This window comes from Erythrobacter sp. QSSC1-22B (assembly GCF_001678665.1).
GTDB lineage: Bacteria > Pseudomonadota > Alphaproteobacteria > Sphingomonadales > Sphingomonadaceae > Qipengyuania.
In genome coordinates, this window is the sequence record NZ_LZRP01000013.1 from 37,965 (window position 1) to 57,339 (window position 19,375).

Here is a 19,375-nt window from a genome sequence, read left to right on the forward strand (position 1 = left end):
GATCAAACTTACGGCTACTTTAGGAAATGGCTGCTTTTGGGCGACTGTTTTTTGGCACTTAATGTCCAATTTTGGGTCGATTCACGCCGCAAGCGCCAGTGGCGGCTTCTCGCTATTTCCGCCCAAAAGCAGACCGTCCTCAAAGTCTCAACAGCGGACGTACTGAGATCGTGAAGAGTTTCGGACGCCATAAGGCGTCGGAAAGTCGCCGGTGCCCGAACCGCGGGCCGCACTGGCCGAGCTATGGAGAAAGCGGTTTGGGGCCGTTCCTGGAACTGGTGATTGCTGCCCAGAAGTGGCCGGATCGGAAAGCAGACCGGCTGATTTTCGGCCCAGAATGCGGTTGTCCACAAGAAGACAGTCTGAATTTGGCAGTGCGATGTCCGCTTGTGGACAGGGCCGGCGCAAGCGGGTCCTCTTCCAGGCGCATGGCTTTCCTGGAGGGTGAGGGCGATAGACCGTACCGGGTCACGGCGCCTGTATCCCGGATGAGAGCACCGATGGCGGCGGTGCCCGGGGCTGATAGCGGCGTTCGAAGGTCTCGATGATGATCATGCGGCCGCCGCAGCACGGGCACGGCGGCCGGGCATCCGGCGGATCGGCGGGCGGATCGTCCTCGACCAGCGGCGCGACGTTGAGCAGGCGGCGAGCGCGTTCGAGATGGGCCTTGCGCCTGGCGCTGGCAAGAAGGCCATAGTGGCGGATACGGTGGAACCCGCGCGGCAGGGCGTGGAGAAGGAAGCGGCGGATGAACTCGTCGGCGGCGAGTGTCATGACCTGCTGCCGGTCGGCGCCGCTGCGGCGATAATCCTTGTAGCGGAAGGTGACGTTCGCCCCGTCGAACGAGATCAGGCGGCTGTTCGAGATCGCCACCCGGTGGGTGTAGCGCGACAGATAGGCAAGCACCGCCTCGGGGCCGGCAAAGGGCGCCTTGGCGTAGACCACCCAGCGTTTCTTGCGGACGGGCGACAGGTGCCGCAGGAAAGCACGCCGGTCGGCAAGATGAGCAAGGCTGCCGAAGAAGGCGAGCCTGCCGGCGTCATGCAGCGCAAGCAGCCGGGTCAGGAACAGCCGGCGGAACAGCGCGCCAAGGACCCGCACCGGCAGCAGGAACGCCGGGCGCGCCGATATCCACCTTGTCCCGTCAGAGGATATCCCGCCGCCCGGCACGATCATGTGGATGTGCGGGTGATGGGTGAGCGCGGACCCCCATGTATGAAGGACAGCGGTGATGCCGATCCGGGCGCCCAGGTGGCGGGGGTCGGCGGCGATGGTGAGCATCGTCTCGGATGCAGCCTTGAACAGCAGGTCGTAGACCAGCGCCTTGTTGGTAAAGGTGATGGCGGCGATCTCGGCGGGGAGCGTGAACACGGCGTGGAAATAGCCGACCGGCAACAGGTCGGCCTCGCGCGCTTCGAGCCAGATGCGCGCGGCGGCGGCCTGGCACCTGGGGCAATGCCGGTTGCGGCAGGAGTTGTAGGCGATGCGCCAGTGCCCGCAGTCGGTGCAGGCCTCGACGTGCCCGCCCAGAGCGGCGGTGCGGCAATGCTCGATCGCCGACATGATCTTGAGCTGATGCAGGCTCAGATGCCCGGCATTGGCGGCCCGGTACGCAGGTCCTGTAGCTCGGAAAATGTCGGCGACCTTGAGTGAGGCGCGCATCCCGCCTCAGCCGTCCGGCGGCTCCCCATGCGGCGGCGCGAGCGCCAGCCGGTCGAGCGGACTGGTCACCGCGCGCATCGTCTTCGTAGCAACCTGCGTATAGAAGGCGGTGGTGCCCAGCTTGGCGTGGCCGAGCAGTGCCTGGATGACGCGGATATCCACGCCGTCTTCGAGCAGGTGGGTGGCGAAGCTGTGGCGCAGGGTGTGCGGTCCAACCCGCTTGGTGATATCCGCGGCTTCGGCCGCTTCGACGACGACCCGGTACAGCTGCCGGGTGCTGATCGGAACCCTCGCATTCTGTCCCGGGAAGAGCCAGCCATCGGGAAGCAGGACGCCCTGCTGCCGTCCGGCACGCCACCAGTCGCGCAGCAGCAGGAGCAGGCCTTCGGGCAGCATGGCGTTGCGGTAGCGCCCGCCTTTACCGCGCTCGATCCGCAGCAGCTTCCGCTTGCTGTCGACGTCGCTTACCTTGAGCGCGGAGACCTCGGCGACCCGCAGCCCTGCGCCATAGGCAACCGAGAGGGCCGCCTGATGCTTGAGACAGCGTGTTGCATCAAGCAGCCGCTTCATCTCGGCCATGGTCAGAACGACCGGGATCTTGCGCGCGTGGGCAGTGCGGACGAGCTTGCGCGCGAGATCGGGCCGGTCGAGCGTATGGGTGAAGAAGAACCGCAGTGCCGCGACGATGCTGTTCATCGTCGGTGCCGGGACGCCCGCCTGTTGCTGCTCGATCTGGAACCGGCGGATATCCTCTGTACTCGCGGTATGAGGGGATCGCCCCAGCCAGGTTGCGAAACGTCCGACATCGCGCAGATAGTTGCGCTGGGTCTCGGGGCTAAAGCGCCGCATGGTCATGTCATCGATCAGCCGCTGGCGCAGCGGGCTAACCGTACCGATCGAAATAAGCTCGTTCATCGTTCGACTCCTCAGGTTGAAGGAGCCGATAGGGTCTGCCTAAGACAGCTGACGTTCAATCCAGGTCCGGCGTTCGCTGGACGGCCTTACCTCAACGACAGCGCCAATCCGCGGAGCGGTTCGTGCTTCGTTCGTAGTTCACCTTTGAGGCCAGGAGACCCCTCCGTTTCCCTGTCTTTCTACGCCAGCGCACTACTAAGCCCTTGAGGCTGTTGCGCCGGGCACATTTCCAGTTCTTTTAATCGTCCCCGATCCAGGGCCGTCATCTGACGTCCCACCAGACGGGGACGAGCATGACGACTTCATTTCAGCAATCCGAGGCAGTTTCACGCGGGAGCCGCATGCTGCGCACCGCGCTCGGTCCGGCGATCGCTGGGTATCTCGACGATGCGCAAATCGTCGAGGTCATGCTCAATCCCGACGGACGGCTCTGGATCGACCGGCTGTCCGAGGGCCTTTGCGAAACCGATGATCAACTTTCCGCCGCCGATGGCGAGCGGATCATACGATTGGTCGCCCATCATGTTGGAGCCGAGGTTCATTCGGGCGCGCCTCGCGTGTCTGCCGAACTTCCCGAGACCGGGGAGCGTTTCGAAGGGCTGCTACCTCCTGTCGTGGCAGCCCCGACCTTCGCGATCCGCAAACCCGCCGTCGCCGTCTTTACGCTCGAGGATTACGTCGCCGCCGAGATCATGTCCGAGGCTCAGGCCGAGACTCTGTACTCCGCGGTCGCAGAGCGTCGAAACATCCTGGTTGCCGGCGGGACGTCCACCGGCAAGACCACACTCACCAACGCGTTGCTGGCCGAAGTCGCCAAAACCGATGATCGGGTCGTCCTGATCGAGGATACGCGTGAGTTGCAATGCGCCGCGCAAAATCTGGTGGCACTGCGCACCAAGGACAATGTCGCCTCGCTTTCCGATCTGGTCCGTTCATCGCTGCGCCTGCGCCCCGACCGCATTCCGATCGGCGAGGTGCGCGGGTCCGAAGCGCTCGATCTCCTCAAAGCCTGGGGCACCGGTCATCCGGGCGGCATCGGCACCATCCATGCAGGGACTGCGCTCGGCAGCCTGCGCCGTATGGAGCAGCTCATCCAGGAAGCCGTCGTCACCGTACCGCGCGCGCTGATCGCCGAGACTATCGATCTAATCGCTGTTCTGTCGGGCCGGGGCAACGCCCGCCGTCTTTCCGAACTCGCTCGCGTCGACGGCCTCGGCCCGACCGGCGACTACATCCTCACCCACGCAACTCAAGATCGCGAAGGAATTCCTGATGACTGAAACTTCCCTTCCACTTCGTCACCGGTTCGAGGCGCTCTGCCTTGCCACTCTTGTCTCGCTGACGATGGCCTCGACGGCACGCGCCGCCGGGTCGTCAATGCCATGGGAAGCACCGTTGCAATCGATCCTTGAATCGATCGAAGGTCCGGTGGCCAAAATCATCGCGGTGATGATCATCATCATTACCGGACTGACGCTCGCTTTCGGTGATACGTCGGGCGGTGCGCGGCGGCTGATCCAGATCGTTTTCGGTCTGTCGATCGCCTTTGCCGCATCGAGCTTCTTCCTGTCCTTCTTCTCGTTCGGCGGCGGGGCGGTGATCTGATGGACAGCACAGATCCCGTTCCCGGATTCACGATCCCCGTCCACCGCGCGCTGACCGAACCGATCCTGCTCGGCGGCGCGCCGCGCTCCATCGCCATCCTCAACGGCACGCTCGCGGCCGCTGTCGGGCTTGGCCTGCGGCTCTGGCTGGTCGGCATTCTCATCTGGGCGATCGGACATTTCGCGGCGGTCTGGGCGGCCAAGCGCGATCCGCTGTTCGTCGATGTCGTGCGGCGCCATTTGCGCATCCCCGGCCATCTGGGCGTGTGAGGCGGCCATGATGAACCTCGCCGAGTATCGCCGCACATCGAGCTATCTGGCCGACTTTCTGCCCTGGGCGGCGCTGGCGGGCGACGGCGTCGTCCTCAACAAGGATGGCTCGTTCCAGCGCACGGCGCGGTTTCGCGGACCCGATCTGGATAGCGCCGTTCCCGCCGAACTGGTCGCGGTCGCTGGCCGCATCAACAATGCGTTGCGCCGTCTCGGTTCGGGATGGGCGGTGTTCGTCGAGGCGCAGCGTGTCCCCGCCAGCTCCTATCCGACAAGCCGTTTCCCCGATGCGGCGTCAGCGCTGGTCGATACCGAACGCAAGGCGCAGTTCGAGGAAGAGGGTGCTCACTTCGAATCCCGCTATTTTCTGACATTGCTGTTTCTGCCGCCTGCTGAGGAGGCCGCGCGCGCCGAGCGCTTTCTCTATGAAGGCCGTGAGCGCGCTACCGGCGCTAACGCCCGTGAAACTCTGGCCGGTTTCGTCGATCGCGCCAACCGGGTGTTACAGCTCATCGAGGGCTTCATGCCCGAATGCGCGTGGCTCGATGACGCCGAGACGCTGACCTATCTGCATTCGGCGATCTCGACCAAGGTTCAGCGCGTCCGCGTCCCCGAAGTGCCGATGCATCTCGACGCGCTGCTCGCCGATCAACCGCTGACCGCCGGGCTGGAGCCGATGCTAGGCGATGCGCATCTGCGCATCCTCACGATTATCGGTTTTCCGAGCGCGACCACGCCCGGCCTGCTCGACGATCTCAATCGGCTCGCCTTTCCCTATCGCTGGTCAACGCGGGCCATGATGCTCGACAAGACCGACGCGACACGGCTGCTCGCCAAAATCAGGCGGCAATGGTTCGCCAAGCGCAAGTCGATCGGCGCGATCCTCAAGGAGATCATGACCAACGAGGCGTCGGCATTGCTCGACACCGACGCCCACAATAAGGCGATGGATGCCGACGCGGCGCTGCAGGAACTCGGCTCAGACCTGATCGGCGAAGCCTATGTGACGGCGACCGTGACGGTCTGGGACGCCGACCCCCGTATCGCTGACGAGAAACTCCGAAGCGTCGAGAAAGTCATTCAGGGCCGTGACTTCACTTGCATTGCCGAAACCGTCAATGCGGTCGAAGCCTGGCTCGGATCGCTGCCCGGCCATGTCTACGCCAATGTCCGGCAGCCGCCGGTCTCGACACTCAATCTCGCCCATATGATCCCGCTGTCGGCGGTGTGGGCGGGGCCGGAACGGGACGAGCATTTTGCGGCTCCCCCACTGCTCTTCGGCCAGACCGAAGGCTCGACCCCGTTCCGGTTTTCCCTTCATGTCGGCGATGTCGGGCATACGCTGGTGGTTGGTCCCACCGGCGCGGGCAAGTCGGTGCTGCTCGCCTTGATGGCTTTGCAGTTCCGTCGCTATTCTGGCGCGCAGGTCTTCGCGTTCGATTTCGGCGGCTCTATCCGCGCCGCCGCGCTCGCCATGGGCGGCGACTGGCACGATCTTGGCGGGGCGCTGTCGGATAACGCGTCGGAGCCGGTCGCGCTTCAGCCGCTTGCACGAATTGATGACGCCGCGACCCGAAGCTGGGCGGCGGGTTGGCTCGCCGCCATCCTGGCGCGCGAGGGTGTCACCGTAACCCCTGAAGTGAAGGATCATCTCTGGTCGTCACTGTCCTCGCTCGCCTCCGCCCCTGTCGGTGAGAGGACGCTGACCGGATTGTCGGTACTGCTGCAATCGCAGGATTTGAAGCGCGCGCTGCAACCCTATTGCGTCGGCGGGCCGTTCGGGCGCCTGCTTGATGCCGAAGCTGAACAGCTCGGCAAGACGACGGTCCAGGCATTCGAGACCGAGGGACTGATCGGCACAGGGGCCGCGCCGGCCGTCCTCGCCTATCTGTTTCATCGCATCGAAGGCCAGCTTGAGGGATCGCCGACGCTCCTCATCATCGACGAGGGCTGGTTGGCGCTCGACGACGAGGGATTTGCCGGGCAGCTGCGCGAATGGCTGAAAACGCTGAGGAAGAAGAACGCCAGCGTCGTCTTTGCCACCCAGTCGCTCTCCGACATCGACGGCTCGCCGATCGCGCCCGCGATCATCGAGAGCTGTCCGACACGTCTGTTCCTCCCCAACGAACGCGCGATCGAACCGCAGATCACGGCCATCTATCGCCGCTTTGGACTGAACGATCGGCAGATCGAGATTCTGAGCTGTGCAACGCCCAAGCGCGACTATTATTGCCAGTCCCGGCGCGGAAACCGCCTGTTCGAGCTCGGGCTTGGCGAGGTGGCACTCGCATTCACCGCCACATCATCGAAAAGCGATCAGGCCGCCATCGCTCGCATCCTCGCCGAACATAACCGTGACGGGTTTGCGGCCGCCTGGCTCGCCGAGCGCGGTGCCGGTTGGGCGGTGGACCTGATTGCCGATCTCACCAATCTCGATCGAGACGCCGCGCCCGCAGATGCCGACGTCCAGATCGCACCCGACCTTACCACCGATCCGACCACCCCCGCTGAAAAGGAGAAGACCCCATGACTACCAAACGACTTCGAGTGCGCCGTCTCGCGGCGGCGTTGCTCACCGCACCGCTATTGTCGCCGGTCCTGACGACGCCTGCGCAGGCGCAGTTCGGAGGGATCGTCTACGATCCGACCAACTATGCGCAGAACGTGCTACAAGCCGCACGCGCCCTCGAACAGATCAATAACCAGATCACCTCGCTGCAGAATCAGGCGCAGATGCTGATCAATCAGGCGCGCAACTTGGTGAGCCTGCCGCATTCCTCGCTACAGCAATTGCAGCAATCGGTGGCGCGCACGCAACAACTTCTCGGCGAAGCGCAGCGGATCGCCTACGATGTGCGCGAGATCGATCTGGCCTTCGAGACCACCTATGGCACGGCCTCGACCACGACCTCCGACCGGGCGTTGATCAACGGCGCGAAGGAGCGCTGGCAAACGACAGTCGCCGGATTGCAGGACGCGATGCGCGTACAGGCCGGTGTCGTCGGTAATATCGAAACCAACCGCGCGCAGATGTCGGCACTGGTCGGTGCGAGCCAGTCCGCGACCGGCGCGCTCCAGGCGACCCAGGCCGGCAACCAGCTGCTCGCTTTGCAGGCGCAGCAGATCTCCGATCTCACCGCCGTCATCGCCGCGCAGGGCCGCGCGCAGAACCTCGAAGCAGCTCAGCGCGCCGCCGCGCAGGAACAGGCACGCGAGCAGCGCCGCCGCTTTCTCGAACCCGGTGAGGGCTATCGGCCGGGCAATGCCGAGATGTTCCCTGACGGGGGCTGACGATGGGCGGGACGGTTCTAGCCCGGCTCGCTGCCGCGGCGTTCTTGTTGCTCGCGATCGTGGTCGCGATCATCGAGCTTGGCCGGCAAGGGGAAGAGGCTCGTGCGTCTCGACCTGCAGCGAGCGCTGCGTCCGATCCGCTCGGCAGCGAGCTTCTACGCTGTCAGGCGCTCGGCGAAGCGGCGGTGCGCGACCTTGCGTGCCTGGACGTCTGGGCCGAAAACCGCCGCCGCTTCCTGAGCGCCGGTGAGGCGACGAACTCTGCTACAGCCGAGGACGAATAGGACATGGGCGGCACCGGCGTCATCGATCGCTTCCTCGAAGTCTTCACCCGCTATATCGACAGCGGCTTTGGTTTGCTCGGCGGCGAGGTTGCGTTCCTGGCGACCACATTGATCGTCATCGATGTGACGTTGGCGGCGCTGTTCTGGGCCTGGGGTGCCGACGATGACATCCTCGCACGTCTCGTCAAGAAGACGCTCTTTATCGGCATGTTCGCCTATATTATCTCTAACTGGAACGCGCTCGCCCGCATCGTCTTCGAGAGCTTCGCGGGCCTCGGTCTCAAGGCCACCGGCACCGGGTTCACCGCCGCCGATCTTATGCGACCCGGAAGGGTCGCTCAGGTCGGACTCGATGCCGGGCGGCCGATCCTCGAATCGATCTCGGGACTGTTGGGCTATATCTCCTTCTTCGAGAACTTCATCCAGATCGCGGTGCTGCTCTTCGCCTGGGCGATGGTGCTGCTCGCCTTCTTCGTCCTCGCGATCCAGCTCTTCATCACCCTGATCGAGTTCAAGCTGACCACGCTCGCCGGCTTCATCCTCATCCCGTTCGGGCTGTTCGGCAAGACCGCCTTCCTCGCCGAACGCGTGCTGGGCAATGTCGTCTCCTCCGGCATCAAGGTGCTCGTGCTCGCCGTCATCATCGGCATAGGCTCGACGCTGTTCGCCGAGTTCACCACCGGGTTCGGCGGTGAGCAGCCCAATATCGAGGACGCCATGGCGATCGTGCTCGCGGCGCTGTCTTTGCTCGGCCTCGGCATCTTCGGTCCCGGCATCGCCAATGGGTTGATCTCGGGCGGTCCGCAGCTTGGCGCAGGAGCCGCGATCGGAACCGGCGTTGCCGCCGTCGGCGTGACCGGTGCAGCTGTAGCCGGAACGGGGATGGCGGCAGGTGCAGTCGCAAAGGGAGCTGCCGCAGGCGCACGTGGCGGTGCGGCCATGACCGGCGGAACGACGGCCGCCTATAGTCTCGGCTCGGCCGGAAAGAGCGGGGCGGCAGGTGTCGCGGGCGGCATGGGCGGTGTGGCCCGAGCCGGAGCCGGTATTGCAGCAAGCCCCTTGAAACGCGCCGCAGGCGCGATGCGCGACAGCGCCCGCAGCGGAGCTCGCACCGCGATCGAGGCGAGCGCCGGAACGCTCAAGGGCGGAGCCGCTGATACGGCATCCGCCGCTTCCCCGTCCGCGCAGCCCGCTTGGGCGAAACGCATGAAACGCTCGCAATCCCTCCAACACGGCACGACCGCCGCCGCCCATGCAGTCCGCTCCGGAGACAGCCAAGGCGGCGGTGCTTCCATCAATCTTTCCGAAAGTGACCGCTGATGTTCAAACGATCCTCCCTCCGCTACGGCAAGACCCCCGAACCCGAAACGCCCTATCAGAAGGCCGCGCAAGTCTGGGACGAGCGCATCGGCTCCGCCCGTGTCCAGGCCAAGAACTGGCGTTTGTTGGCCTTTGCTTCTTTGCTGCTCGCGGGCGGTCTTGCCGGCGGCCTCGTCTGGCAATCGGCGCGCGGGACGATTCAGCCCTGGGTGGTCGAAGTCGACAATCTGGGCGAGGCGCGGACTGTTGCGCCCGCCACGGCCGACTACCGGCCGACCGATCCGCAGATCGCGTTCCATCTGGCGCGCTTCATCGAGCAGGTCCGCTCGGTTGCCGCCGATCCGATCATCGTGCGCCAGAACTGGCTCAGAGCCTATGACTTCACCACCGATCGCGGGGCGCTGGCGCTCAACGATTATGCGCGGGCCAACGACCCGTTCGCCAGGGTCGGCGAGATGCAGATATCGGTCGATGTATCCAGTGTTATCCGTGCCTCGCCCGACAGTTTCCGGATCGCCTGGACCGAACGGCGCTATCGCGACGGCAGTCTCGCCTCGACCGAACGCTGGACCGCGATCCTGACCATCTCGGTGCAACCGCCGCGCACCACCGAGCGGCTGCGCAAAAACCCGCTCGGCATCTATGTCCACGCCATTAACTGGTCGCGGGAGCTGCAGGAATGAGACATTCATATTCCGCCCTCCCGCTCGCCTTGGCCATTGCACTTCTCGTAACGGGGTGCGCGACCTACAAGCCGCCGGAGATCACCTATGACAGCGATGTGCCGCCACTCCCGGCACCACCGCCACCGGTCGTCGAGCAGGCGCCGGTACCCGTGCACACACCGCCCGCCTGGATGCCCTCGCGCGGCGGAGAGAATGCGCGCACACCGGATACCCGCGTCATCAATGCGAACGCCGCCGCCCGCGTCGAACCTCGCCGCGAGGGCTACTACAATGCCATCCAGGTCTTCCCGTACAGTGAGGGAGCGCTCTACCAAGTCTATGCCGCCCCCGGTCAGATCACCACGATTGTGCTCGAAGCAGGGGAACGCCTCATTGGCGACGGACCGATCGCCGCGGGCGATACCGCGCGGTGGATTATCGGCGACACGCCAAGCGGCAGCGGACGAGAACAGCGCGTCCATATCCTCGTGAAACCGACACGGCCCGACATCTCCACCAATCTCGTGATCAGCACCGACAGGCGGATCTATCTCGTTGAACTACACGCCAACGAAGCGTCCTATATGCCGTCGGTCGCCTGGGCCTATCCGCCGCAGCAATTTACGTCGGGGCCACCCGCCCTGGCTGAGGCGGTCATTCCGCCAGCGGCCCAGCGGCGCTATCGGTATGGGTTGGAGGGGGACACACCCCCTTGGCGGCCACAAACCGTCTTCGACGATGGCAGACGCGTTTATGTCGTCTTCCCGCGCGGGATCGTTCAGGGCGAGATGCCGCCGCTGTTCGTCATCGGGTCCGATGGCGCGGCGCAGCTCGTCAACACCCGCGTCCATCGCAACATCCTCATCGTCGACCGGTTGTTCGCGGCGGCCGAACTGCGCCTTGGCGGGGAGGATCAACAGCGGGTTCGCATCGTGCGCGCCGACGGCGTGAGGAGCAGCCCGTCCAGGGCCACAGCGGAGGATCGAAGCAATGACCGATAGTCCTGATGGTGCAGACCTCGCCACGGAACCCGCCGGCACGCCGGACAGAAAAGACGCGAACGAAGCGTTTCGCTTGCGGGCCGCACCACCGCGCGTCGTGCGTCTGTCCCGAAAAGTGCTTGCTGGACTCGCCATCATCGTGTGTCTGGGTATCGGCGGTGCGCTGATCTTCGCGCTTCAGGGCCGCAACGATGGTGTGGGACCGAACGAGCTGTTCACCACGGAAAACCGGCCGGCCGCCGACGAGCTTCGCCGCCTGCCGTCCGACTATGGCAGCATTCCGCAACTGGGACCGGCACTTCCCGGTGATCTCGGGCGTCCGATTCTCCGTGCGCAGGAAGAGGGCCGCCCGGTGCCCGCCACAGTGGTTCCCGGCCCCGATCCGGAAGAGCAACGCCGACTGGCCGAGCTGGAAGCGGCGCGCACCAGCGAACTGTTTTTCAGCGCGTCCAGCGGCGGAAACCGACCAGCTTCAGCCGCTACCGGGATCGGTCTTGGCGGGGGCTTGCCAGCAGCGTTACCCAGCGAGCAGCGGCCCTCGTCCGCGCAAGAACGGCAATCGGCATTCCTGGGCGCGGACGTCGATCGCCGCACGGTGTCAGCCGATCGCGTCGCGCCGCCACCGTCGCCCTACACGCTTCAGGCTGGAACGATCATTCCCGCCGCGCTCGTTACCGGAATCCGCTCCGATCTGCCGGGCCAGATCACAGCCCAGGTGACCGAGAATGTCTACGATAGCCCGTCCGGTCGCTATCTGCTCATTCCGCAGGGCGCTCGGCTGGTTGGTGAATATGACAATGGCGTCGGCTTCGGCCAGCGCCGGATGCTCTTGGTCTGGAACCGCATCATCTTACCAGGTGGCCGCTCGATCGTGCTCGAAAGGCAGCCCGGCGCGGATGCCGCAGGCTATGCCGGCCTGGAAGACGGGGTCGATTATCACTGGTGGGATCTCGCCAAGGCTGCAGCGCTCTCGACGTTGCTCGGCATCGGCGCCGAACTGGCCACCGACGACGGCGACCGTCTGGTCGGTGCGATCCGTGACGGCGCGCAGGATATGGTCAACGATGCCGGCCAGCAGATCGTGCAGCGCCAACTCGGTATCCAGCCGACTCTGACGATCCGGCCGGGCTTCCCGGTGCGCGTGATCGTCACGCGCGATCTCATCCTCGAACCACAGAGAGGTTATTGATGACCAAGCTCAAACTCGGACCGCTCGCCGACGACAAGCCGGTCAAGGTGACTATCGAATTACCAGCAGACGTGCACAGCAATCTGGTGGTCTATGCCGAAGTGCTGGGCCGGGAGACCGGCCAGCCCGTCAGGGAGCCAGCCAAGCTGATCGCGCCAATGGTCGAACGGTTCATGGCGACCGATCGCGGGTTTGCGAAAGCGCGCCGCGCGCCGAAGGGTCATGGTAACACGGCTCCCTAAACGCTTGAGAATCTTCGTTCGCGCTTTGCCATGGACTTGGCAAGACTCAGGAACCGGCGAAACGCCGGGTTGTCGTTGCGCGGTGACCAGATCGCACTGAACGGCAGGGTTTCGTCAGCGAGCGGACGATAGACGATGCCAGGAAATGCCGTCGCCGTAGTCGCCTCGCTCGTCAGGGTCAGGCCCTGACCGATGGCGACCAGATGCATCAGATTGTCCCGTCCGACATCGCGGCGATCGATATTGGGACGGTGTCCCAGTTCTGACAGATGTTTCACGAGGAAATCGAAGATTTCGGGCCCGGGCCCGGCCTCGCTGACGATAAATTGTTGCTGCCGAAGATCTCGCCAGCGAATTTCATCGTTCCTTGTCAACGCATGACCACTCGGGAGAGCCAAGAAGACACGCTCGATCCATAATTGCGCGCTATCGCATCCGTTTTCGAAAAGATTGCCGGTCAGGAACGCGACGTCCAGATCGTATCTTTGGATCGCTGTTACGTGTTTGATCGGACTTCCCTCGACGAGGTCCAGTGTGATCCGGGGATTGTCGGCCGCGTAGACGTGAAGCAGTTCCGCGAGGAACCCCGATGCGAGCGACGAGAAAATCCCGATGCGAATAGTACCGATTTCACCGCGTCCGAATGACCCTGCATCCATCGCGGCATGATCTATCTCACTGAGGGCTTTACGCGAGCGAGCCAGGAATTTTTTACCGGCATGGGTGAGAGTAACGCCAGAATGATGACGAAGGAAAAGCGCGACCCCGATCTCACCTTCCAAGTCCGCAATCCTACGACTGACGGCGGATTGGTGGATACCCAACATCTCCGCTGCCCGCCGAAAGCTGCCATGTTCGGCGGCGGCGGTAACATAGCGCAGATGGCGAATCTTAATCGACACCTTGTCCGCGATCCGGGACACCATCGTGCAAAGTCTGCCGACTGCCAATGCCGAGCAGTAACATTTGAGTCCCTGGTACTGATGCCGCGAATATGTCGTCGATCACCCCGCGCTCCTGCAGTGTCGGAGATCGGAAAATGCCGGTTGCCATGGTGGCAAGGTCAAACGATATCTACGAACATGGTTGACCTTGACAGCGTTGGAGGGCGCCAAGTGCCTGGATGAACTCGTCGACTTCCATGCGCACGTCCGGCCGCTGGCTGACCTACGGGCAGCTTGCGCTTGGCATGGCGCTGTTCGAAGCGCGACGCCGGTCGCCAAGCTGGTCGCGAATGACTTTCCGCCCTTTACCGGCGCGGGACTGCGCGTGGCGATCGGCGTACTGGTATTAGCGCCGTTTCTCCTTGCCGGCGGTTTCGCAGCTGCGCGTCCGGCGGCCCGGGACTGGATGCTGTTCGCGCTCATCGCCTTTTTCGGGATGTTCGGCTTTTCCGTCTTGATGCTCTTTGGCATGGCGCTTGTCTCCGGCTTTATCGGGTCGATCGTTATGAGCGTGACGCCGGCCGTCACGGCGATGGCGGCCTTCCTGTTTTTCCGGGAGAGGCTCGGCCTCAGGAAAGCGGCCGCGATCGCACTGGCGGTCGCGGGTGTTCTCGTGCTGCATTTGCAAGGCGGGCAGTCTGGGGCAGGCTCCGCCGGCAGTTTATTGCTTGGTTCGGCGCTGGTGTTCGCTGCGGTCTGTTGTGAGGCCGCCTATACGTTGCTCGGCAAATTGGCCACGAAACGCGCTTCGCCTCTCAAGATCGCCTTTTGGGCCGGGCTTCTATCGCTGCCGCTCTTTTTGCCTTTTGCGGCGAATGAATGGCAGGAAGTGAAGTGGGCGGAGATATCGCCAGATGCTTGGATAGCAGTTTTCTGGTGGGGCGGGGGCACGATGGGACTCGGTTCGCTGCTTTGGTATGCCGGGGTCTCGAAGACCGAGGGCAGCATCGCCGCGGCCTTCATGGGCATCATGCCGGTCAGCGCGCTGCTGCTGTCCTATCTCCTCCTCGGCAAGTCCTTCAAAGCGGTCCACCTGGTCGGCTTCGCCGTCGTCTTCGCGGGTGTAATTCTGATCATCCGTGACGATCTGAAGAGCGGAGAAGCGAAAGTCAGCGTCAACGCCAACTGCTCCGCGACCACTTTTTCTGTTTCGCAGGCGCAAGGCAACTCGCAGGCGCACGGCGAATAGACGCCGCCCTACCAGCGGCGTTGACGACCATAAGTCCACAAATCGGTTACCGAGCGAGGCTAGGTTCATATCCCGCCTCGCGGATGACTGCGACGAGTTCCTGCTCGCTGGCATCGCCATCGATTGCTACCGTCCCGGCGGGAATATCGACCTCGACCTTCGCGTCGGGATCGACGCTCTTCACGGCATTGGTGACCGACCGGGCGCAACCGCCGCAGGTCATCTGAGAAACTTGAAATCGGATCATGGAAGCCTCCAAGGGTATGAACTGACCCCAAGGTGGCGATTACCATCGTTGGAAGGTCAAGAGCGCAGCGCTTTTTCCTTTTCACCCCTTGACCTTCCCATCATTGGAAGCCCCATTTGCTTGGTAAATCACCCGATCGGGAGACGTTATCATGGCTCTACTTATTGACGAGGAACGGTCCGAAACCGCTTCCTCAAGCGAAAATATGACGATCAGCGTGCCGGTCCTGGGCATGACCTGCGCGTCGTGCGTCGGGCATGTCGAAAAAGCGGTCGCTAAGGTGCCCGGCGTAAGATCGGTCAATGTGAATCTCGCCACCGAACGCGCCGATGTAATCTTTTCCGGAGCACCGGACGAGGCAGGGGTGGCCAAGGCCATCAAGAGCGCGGGCTACGACGTTGCGGACGCGCCCGCCGAGCCAGGAATTCTCGAATTACGCGTCGAAGGCATGACCTGCGTGTCGTGCGTCGGCCATGTCGAAAAGGCTGTCCGGAGCGTTTCGGGGGTCGCGTCCGCCACCGTCAATCTCGCGACCGAGCGGGTCAGCGTCCGATCGGACGGCAGCGACATCTCGATTGAAAATCTCGAAGCGGCGATCCGCGGTGCAGGTTACACGCCGCGCCGGATCGAGACCGGAAGCACGGCGCAGGACGGTCAGGCGCAGGCCCGCGAGCGTGAGATGGTGAGCCTTCGCCGTTCGCTGATTCTTGCCGCGCTGCTTACATTCCCTGTTTTTGTGCTGGAGATGGGCTCGCACCTCATCCCCGCCATGCATGACTTCGTGATGACCGGTATCGGTATGCAGACAAGCTGGCTAATTCAGTTTGCGCTGACAACGATGGTCCTGTTTGGACCTGGGCTGCGCTTCTTCAAAAAAGGCGTTCCCGCGCTCCTTCGCGGCACTCCAGACATGAATTCGCTGGTTACCGTCGGCACCAGCGCCGCCTGGGGCTATTCGGTGGTCGCCACCTTCGCGGTTGGCGTGCTGCCTGCTGGAACCGCCAATATTTATTACGAGGCGGCGGCGGTGATCGTGACGCTCATCCTGCTCGGACGCTATCTCGAAGGAAAGGCGAAGGGCCGCACTTCGGAGGCGATCAAGCGCCTCGTCGGCCTCCAGGCCAAGACCGCCCGGGTGCTGCGCGACGGCAAGCCGGTCGAGGTGCCACTTGCAGAAGTGCGCGCGGGCGATATCGTCCAGGTCCGGCCCGGCGAGAAGGTGCCGGTCGATGGCGAAGTGGTCGAAGGCTCATCCTATGTCGACGAATCGATGATCACCGGTGAGCCGGTTCCCGTCTCCAAGAGCGAGGGCGCCGAAGTGGTCGGCGGCACGATCAACAAGAACGGCGCCTTCAGCTTCCGCGCGACCAAGGTGGGCGGCGATACGGTGCTCGCCCAGATCATTCGCATGGTCGAACAGGCGCAGGGCTCGAAGCTGCCGATTCAGGCCTTGGTCGACAAGGTCACCGCTTGGTTTGTGCCGGCGGTGATGGGCGCGGCCGCGCTGACCTTCTTCATCTGGCTAGTCTTCGGGCCAGCGCCCGCGCTTACCTTTGCGCTCGTCAACGCCGTTGCGGTGCTCATCATCGCCTGCCCGTGTGCGATGGGTCTCGCCACGCCGACCTCGATCATGGTCGGAACCGGCTGTGCGGCGGAACTAGGTGTGCTATTTCGCAAGGGCGAAGCCTTACAATCGCTGCGCGACGTCGAAGTGATCGCGCTCGACAAGACGGGCACGCTCACCAATGGCCGGCCGGAGCTGACCGATCTCGCGCCTGCATCCGGCTTTTCCCGTGAAGAGGTGTTGGCGTTGGTCGCCAGCGTCGAGACCAAGTCCGAACATCCGATCGCCGAAGCGATCGTCGCGGCCGCCGAAGGGCAGGGCCTTGCCGTACGAGCTCCCCAAGCTTTCGAGGCAGTGCCCGGCTACGGCGTAGCGGCCAAAGTCGGCGAGCGTCAGGTGGAGGTCGGTGCGGACCGTTTCATGACGAAGCTGGGCTATGAGGTGCGGGAATTCGCAGCCGAGGCGGAGCGTCTTGGCCATGAAGGCAAATCGCCGCTCTATGCGGCGATCGACGGCAAATTGGCCGCGATCATCGCGGTCGCCGACCCGATCAAACCCACCACGCCCGAAGCGATCCGCGCGCTCCACGAGCTCGGCCTGCAGGTGGCGATGATCACCGGCGACAATCGCGCTACGGCCGAGGCCGTCGCCCGCCAGCTCGGGATCGACGAAGTCATCCCCGAAGTGCTTCCCGACGGCAAAGTCGAGGCGATCCATGCGCTACGACAGGGTGGCCGCCGGGTGGCATTCGTCGGGGACGGTATCAATGATGCGCCGGCGCTCGCCGAGTCCGATGTCGGTCTCGCGATCGGCACCGGCACCGACATCGCGATCGAGTCGGCCGATGTCGTGTTGATGTCGGGTGACCTGCGCGGCGTCGTGAACGCAATCGCCCTTTCCAAGGCGACGATCAAGAACATCAAGCAGAACCTGTTCTGGGCGTTCGCCTACAACGCCGCGCTGATCCCGGTGGCCGCAGGCGTGATCTACCCGGCGACCGGCATATTGCTATCGCCGATCCTCGCGGCAGGCGCGATGACCTTCTCGAGCATCTTCGTTCTTACCAATGCCCTACGGCTGAAGCGATTCCGTCCGGTCATCGGAACCCGCGACGAAGCTACGGCCGACGAAGACACCGCTGACCGTCTGGACCATGCAACAACCGGTTCCGTGCAGCCAAATCCGGTCACGGCCGCATAAAACGAAAGGAGAAGTTCAGTTGCAAAGCCGAAGACCTCCATGCGGATAGCTTCATTACCCCCCACCCCGAAGAAGTGGCCTCGTGATGGCGAAATATGTATAGTGTAACGAGGAGAATAATGATGCAGATTGGACAAGCAGCAAGAGCTTCAGGCGTCAGCGCCAAGATGATCCGTTATTATGAGGAGAACGGGCTTATCCCCGAGGCGGCCCGGCGCGATTCCGGTTACCGCGACTATGACGATAGCGACGTGCACCGGCTCCGTCTCATCCGCCGCGCCCGCGACCTCGGCTTCACCGTCGAGCAGATCGGCGAATTGCTGGCGCTGTGGAGCGATCGGGAACGCCACAGTGCAGACGTGAAAGCGTTGGCGCTCGGCCATGTCGAGAAGATGAAGGTCAAGAGGGCCGAGATCGATGAAATGATCACGACCCTGGAGACGCTCGCCGATGGCTGCAATGGCGATCATCGTCCGGATTGCCCCATCATAGACGGTCTGGCTGAAGGCGGACGCTGTCCGCCCCCACGCCAATCGCGAGAACCGCGCCGCTTCGGCAATCCTGGGGGACTGCGCCCGCAGACGCATAGGCTGAGCGCCTGAGGCGCTTGATTGCACAACACCTAGTTTAAGGTCCGGCAGCGTCTTCAAAACGGGTTGTATCAACAAGCGCGAACTCAAATGCGCGGGTGCCGCCGGGCCGAACAACGTGCCGCGCGGATTTGTAGCGCTTAGCGAAAACCTCATAATGATGACAATTAGCATCTGGACGCTCGTGAAGGGCGGAGTGATGTGATGCCACGGCCGACAGCAGCGCCAATGAGATATCATGGTGGATTCCGAGTAGCTCCACAAGCACTCTTTGGTGGAGGGGCCGTCCTAGGCCACACTTAACGACGCCAAAAACTCCCTTCAAAACCAAAGCGGTTGTTGGGGTTTATTGAACCTATCTGGCCCCGCGCTTCTCAGGTTTACTTTCTGTCGTAAGTAGCCCAGTAGTTCAGCGTCGGCTTTTCCAACGCCAAACTTCAAACATGCCATTCCGCTTTCCACCACTTCCTGCCGTTCAGCGTCAGAAAATCGTCGGTGTCCAATTGCGAGTTTCCCGAAAGCCGTCGCTCAACAAACGGTCGTTTTTGATCGGTCGACATGATGTGGCGCAAACCCGGTTTGTATTAAGGGTGGGCGAGAACATTGAGCAGTTTTCCTGTCGGGTCGCTAAGATAGAAGCGGCGGACGCCCCACGGTTCATCGGTCAGCTCATATTCAATGTGATGGCCAAGTTTCTTTGCTTTCTGGTAGACCGCATCAACGTCGTCGACCTCTATCGACAGGTCTGGCACAGAAGTTCCAGAGCCGCCTTCTGTCGCAATACTAAGTTGCGTCGAGGCAGTCTCGCCCGATGCGAGAGTTGCGATCCAGCCATGATCCATCACGACGTGCAGATCAAACAAATCCGAATAGAATTTCTGTATATCAGCGACCGAACTTGCTGCGATATTTGAAACGATGCGTTTGACAGTCATGGGCTATTCTCCTCTTAGATCAAAACATACCATTCAGATCGAGCAATGTCAGCAAGGCCCCAATTGGCGAACCTTTGGCAGAGCTATAAAACGCTCGTTTGTGGAGGGTCCACCCCTGGTGACACTTTCCGCTTCCCACCATTATCCGCAATTGGCTGACGTTCCGTGGCTCGCCTTTTTCGGAAATTCAAAGTGAGACACTGCCGATAATTCACGGCATTGCCACAAAAGCCCGGCGGGGGTCGTCCCCCCGCCGGCATCGT

Annotated in this window: 19 protein-coding genes; 14 read left to right on the forward strand and 5 right to left on the reverse strand. The window is 63.0% G+C overall.

The window, feature by feature from the left end; translation table 11 throughout:
• Window positions 1–468: 468 nt before the first annotated feature.
• Both A9995_RS15130 and A9995_RS15135 read right to left on the reverse strand, forming a co-directional pair.
• Window positions 469–1,662 (reverse strand): IS91 family transposase, encoded by a 1,194-nt coding sequence (locus A9995_RS15130; RefSeq protein WP_067614528.1) that lies wholly within the window; start codon window positions 1,660–1,662, stop codon window positions 469–471.
• A 6-nt stretch (window positions 1,663–1,668) separates the two neighbouring features.
• Window positions 1,669–2,577: a site-specific integrase gene (locus A9995_RS15135; protein WP_067614530.1), complete on the reverse strand. Its 909-nt coding sequence runs from the start codon at window positions 2,575–2,577 to the stop codon at window positions 1,669–1,671.
• A gap of 293 nt (window positions 2,578–2,870) precedes the next feature.
• On the opposite strand from A9995_RS15135, the gene trbB reads away from it, so the two are divergent.
• From trbB to A9995_RS15190, 11 genes are read left to right on the forward strand one after another with little or no spacing between them, the layout of a single operon-like run.
• Window positions 2,871–3,857, forward strand: coding sequence for a P-type conjugative transfer ATPase TrbB (gene trbB, locus A9995_RS15140; RefSeq protein ID WP_067614533.1), 987 nt, complete (start codon window positions 2,871–2,873; stop codon window positions 3,855–3,857).
• Entirely contained in the window at window positions 3,850–4,182 is a 333-nt protein-coding gene (locus A9995_RS15145; protein ID WP_067614535.1) for a TrbC/VirB2 family protein, read from the forward strand. The genes trbB and A9995_RS15145 overlap by 8 nt, the downstream gene beginning before the upstream one ends.
• Window positions 4,182–4,451 (forward strand): VirB3 family type IV secretion system protein, encoded by a 270-nt coding sequence (locus A9995_RS15150; RefSeq protein WP_067614537.1) that lies wholly within the window; start codon window positions 4,182–4,184, stop codon window positions 4,449–4,451. The genes A9995_RS15145 and A9995_RS15150 overlap by 1 nt, the downstream gene beginning before the upstream one ends.
• Before the next feature lie 7 nt (window positions 4,452–4,458).
• Window positions 4,459–6,981 carry a conjugal transfer protein TrbE gene (gene trbE, locus A9995_RS15155; protein ID WP_082992794.1) on the forward strand — a complete coding sequence of 841 codons (2,523 nt, stop codon included), beginning with the start codon at window positions 4,459–4,461 and terminating at the stop codon, window positions 6,979–6,981.
• Window positions 6,978–7,742, forward strand: coding sequence for a P-type conjugative transfer protein TrbJ (trbJ, locus tag A9995_RS15160; protein WP_067614539.1), 765 nt, complete (start codon window positions 6,978–6,980; stop codon window positions 7,740–7,742). Before trbE ends, trbJ begins: the two co-directional genes overlap by 4 nt.
• Window positions 7,743–7,744: 2 nt before the next feature.
• The gene (gene trbK-alt / locus A9995_RS15165; RefSeq protein WP_067614541.1) at window positions 7,745–8,026 is read left to right on the forward strand and encodes a putative entry exclusion protein TrbK-alt; all 282 of its coding nucleotides are present in this window, start codon (window positions 7,745–7,747) and stop codon (window positions 8,024–8,026) included.
• A 3-nt stretch (window positions 8,027–8,029) separates the two neighbouring features.
• Window positions 8,030–9,346, forward strand: a complete 1,317-nt coding sequence (gene trbL / locus A9995_RS15170; protein ID WP_067614543.1) for a P-type conjugative transfer protein TrbL — start codon at window positions 8,030–8,032, stop codon at window positions 9,344–9,346.
• Window positions 9,346–10,029 carry a conjugal transfer protein TrbF gene (gene trbF / locus A9995_RS15175; RefSeq protein WP_067614545.1) on the forward strand — a complete coding sequence of 228 codons (684 nt, stop codon included), beginning with the start codon at window positions 9,346–9,348 and terminating at the stop codon, window positions 10,027–10,029. Before trbL ends, trbF begins: the two co-directional genes overlap by 1 nt.
• Window positions 10,026–11,012: a P-type conjugative transfer protein TrbG gene (gene trbG, locus A9995_RS15180; RefSeq protein ID WP_067614547.1), complete on the forward strand. Its 987-nt coding sequence runs from the start codon at window positions 10,026–10,028 to the stop codon at window positions 11,010–11,012. The genes trbF and trbG overlap by 4 nt, the downstream gene beginning before the upstream one ends.
• Window positions 11,002–12,201: a TrbI/VirB10 family protein gene (locus tag A9995_RS15185; protein WP_067614549.1), complete on the forward strand. Its 1,200-nt coding sequence runs from the start codon at window positions 11,002–11,004 to the stop codon at window positions 12,199–12,201. The genes trbG and A9995_RS15185 overlap by 11 nt, the downstream gene beginning before the upstream one ends.
• A complete protein-coding gene (locus tag A9995_RS15190) occupies window positions 12,201–12,443 on the forward strand; it encodes a DUF2274 domain-containing protein (RefSeq protein WP_067614551.1) in 243 nt (80 codons plus the stop codon). Before A9995_RS15185 ends, A9995_RS15190 begins: the two co-directional genes overlap by 1 nt.
• Here the strand turns inward: A9995_RS15190 and A9995_RS15195 are convergent.
• Window positions 12,440–13,369, reverse strand: a complete 930-nt coding sequence (locus A9995_RS15195; protein WP_067614553.1) for a LysR family transcriptional regulator — start codon at window positions 13,367–13,369, stop codon at window positions 12,440–12,442. The genes A9995_RS15190 and A9995_RS15195 overlap by 4 nt on opposite strands.
• Before the next feature lie 160 nt (window positions 13,370–13,529).
• Here A9995_RS15195 and A9995_RS15200 point away from each other — a divergent pair, with 160 nt between their 5' ends.
• Window positions 13,530–14,576, forward strand: coding sequence for a DMT family transporter (locus A9995_RS15200; protein WP_082992795.1), 1,047 nt, complete (start codon window positions 13,530–13,532; stop codon window positions 14,574–14,576).
• A gap of 46 nt (window positions 14,577–14,622) precedes the next feature.
• Here the strand turns inward: A9995_RS15200 and A9995_RS15205 are convergent, their stop codons facing one another.
• Window positions 14,623–14,823, reverse strand: coding sequence for a heavy-metal-associated domain-containing protein (locus A9995_RS15205; RefSeq protein ID WP_067614557.1), 201 nt, complete (start codon window positions 14,821–14,823; stop codon window positions 14,623–14,625).
• Window positions 14,824–14,974: 151 nt separating this feature from the next.
• Here A9995_RS15205 and A9995_RS15210 point away from each other — a divergent pair, with 151 nt between their 5' ends.
• Window positions 14,975–17,587, forward strand: coding sequence for a heavy metal translocating P-type ATPase (locus A9995_RS15210; RefSeq protein WP_067614559.1), 2,613 nt, complete (start codon window positions 14,975–14,977; stop codon window positions 17,585–17,587).
• 122 nt (window positions 17,588–17,709) lie between these two features.
• Complete coding sequence (gene cueR / locus A9995_RS15215) at window positions 17,710–18,189, forward strand: Cu(I)-responsive transcriptional regulator (RefSeq protein ID WP_067614571.1); 480 nt, start codon at window positions 17,710–17,712, stop codon at window positions 18,187–18,189.
• A 572-nt stretch (window positions 18,190–18,761) separates the two neighbouring features.
• Here cueR and A9995_RS15220 read toward each other — a convergent pair.
• On the reverse strand, window positions 18,762–19,112 hold the full coding sequence (locus A9995_RS15220; RefSeq protein ID WP_067614561.1) for a VOC family protein: 351 nt from the start codon (window positions 19,110–19,112) through the stop codon (window positions 18,762–18,764).
• Between the last annotated feature and the right edge of the window lie 263 nt (window positions 19,113–19,375).

Coding starts and splice junctions, on each gene's coding strand:
- A9995_RS15130 (WP_067614528.1), bottom strand. CDS start 1,662: ATGCGCGCCTCACTCAAGGTCGCCGACATTTTCCGAGCTACAGGACCT.
- A9995_RS15190 (WP_067614551.1), top strand. CDS start 12,201: ATGACCAAGCTCAAACTCGGACCGCTCGCCGACGACAAGCCGGTCAAG.
- trbE (WP_082992794.1), top strand. CDS start 4,459: ATGATGAACCTCGCCGAGTATCGCCGCACATCGAGCTATCTGGCCGAC.
- A9995_RS15150 (WP_067614537.1), top strand. CDS start 4,182: ATGGACAGCACAGATCCCGTTCCCGGATTCACGATCCCCGTCCACCGC.
- trbB (WP_067614533.1), top strand. CDS start 2,871: ATGACGACTTCATTTCAGCAATCCGAGGCAGTTTCACGCGGGAGCCGC.
- cueR (WP_067614571.1), top strand. CDS start 17,710: ATGCAGATTGGACAAGCAGCAAGAGCTTCAGGCGTCAGCGCCAAGATG.
- A9995_RS15220 (WP_067614561.1), bottom strand. CDS start 19,112: ATGACTGTCAAACGCATCGTTTCAAATATCGCAGCAAGTTCGGTCGCT.
- A9995_RS15135 (WP_067614530.1), bottom strand. CDS start 2,577: ATGAACGAGCTTATTTCGATCGGTACGGTTAGCCCGCTGCGCCAGCGG.
- A9995_RS15185 (WP_067614549.1), top strand. CDS start 11,002: ATGACCGATAGTCCTGATGGTGCAGACCTCGCCACGGAACCCGCCGGC.
- A9995_RS15205 (WP_067614557.1), bottom strand. CDS start 14,823: ATGATCCGATTTCAAGTTTCTCAGATGACCTGCGGCGGTTGCGCCCGG.
- A9995_RS15145 (WP_067614535.1), top strand. CDS start 3,850: ATGACTGAAACTTCCCTTCCACTTCGTCACCGGTTCGAGGCGCTCTGC.
- trbL (WP_067614543.1), top strand. CDS start 8,030: ATGGGCGGCACCGGCGTCATCGATCGCTTCCTCGAAGTCTTCACCCGC.
- A9995_RS15210 (WP_067614559.1), top strand. CDS start 14,975: ATGGCTCTACTTATTGACGAGGAACGGTCCGAAACCGCTTCCTCAAGC.
- trbF (WP_067614545.1), top strand. CDS start 9,346: ATGTTCAAACGATCCTCCCTCCGCTACGGCAAGACCCCCGAACCCGAA.
- trbK-alt (WP_067614541.1), top strand. CDS start 7,745: ATGGGCGGGACGGTTCTAGCCCGGCTCGCTGCCGCGGCGTTCTTGTTG.
- trbJ (WP_067614539.1), top strand. CDS start 6,978: ATGACTACCAAACGACTTCGAGTGCGCCGTCTCGCGGCGGCGTTGCTC.
- trbG (WP_067614547.1), top strand. CDS start 10,026: ATGAGACATTCATATTCCGCCCTCCCGCTCGCCTTGGCCATTGCACTT.
- A9995_RS15195 (WP_067614553.1), bottom strand. CDS start 13,369: ATGGTGTCCCGGATCGCGGACAAGGTGTCGATTAAGATTCGCCATCTG.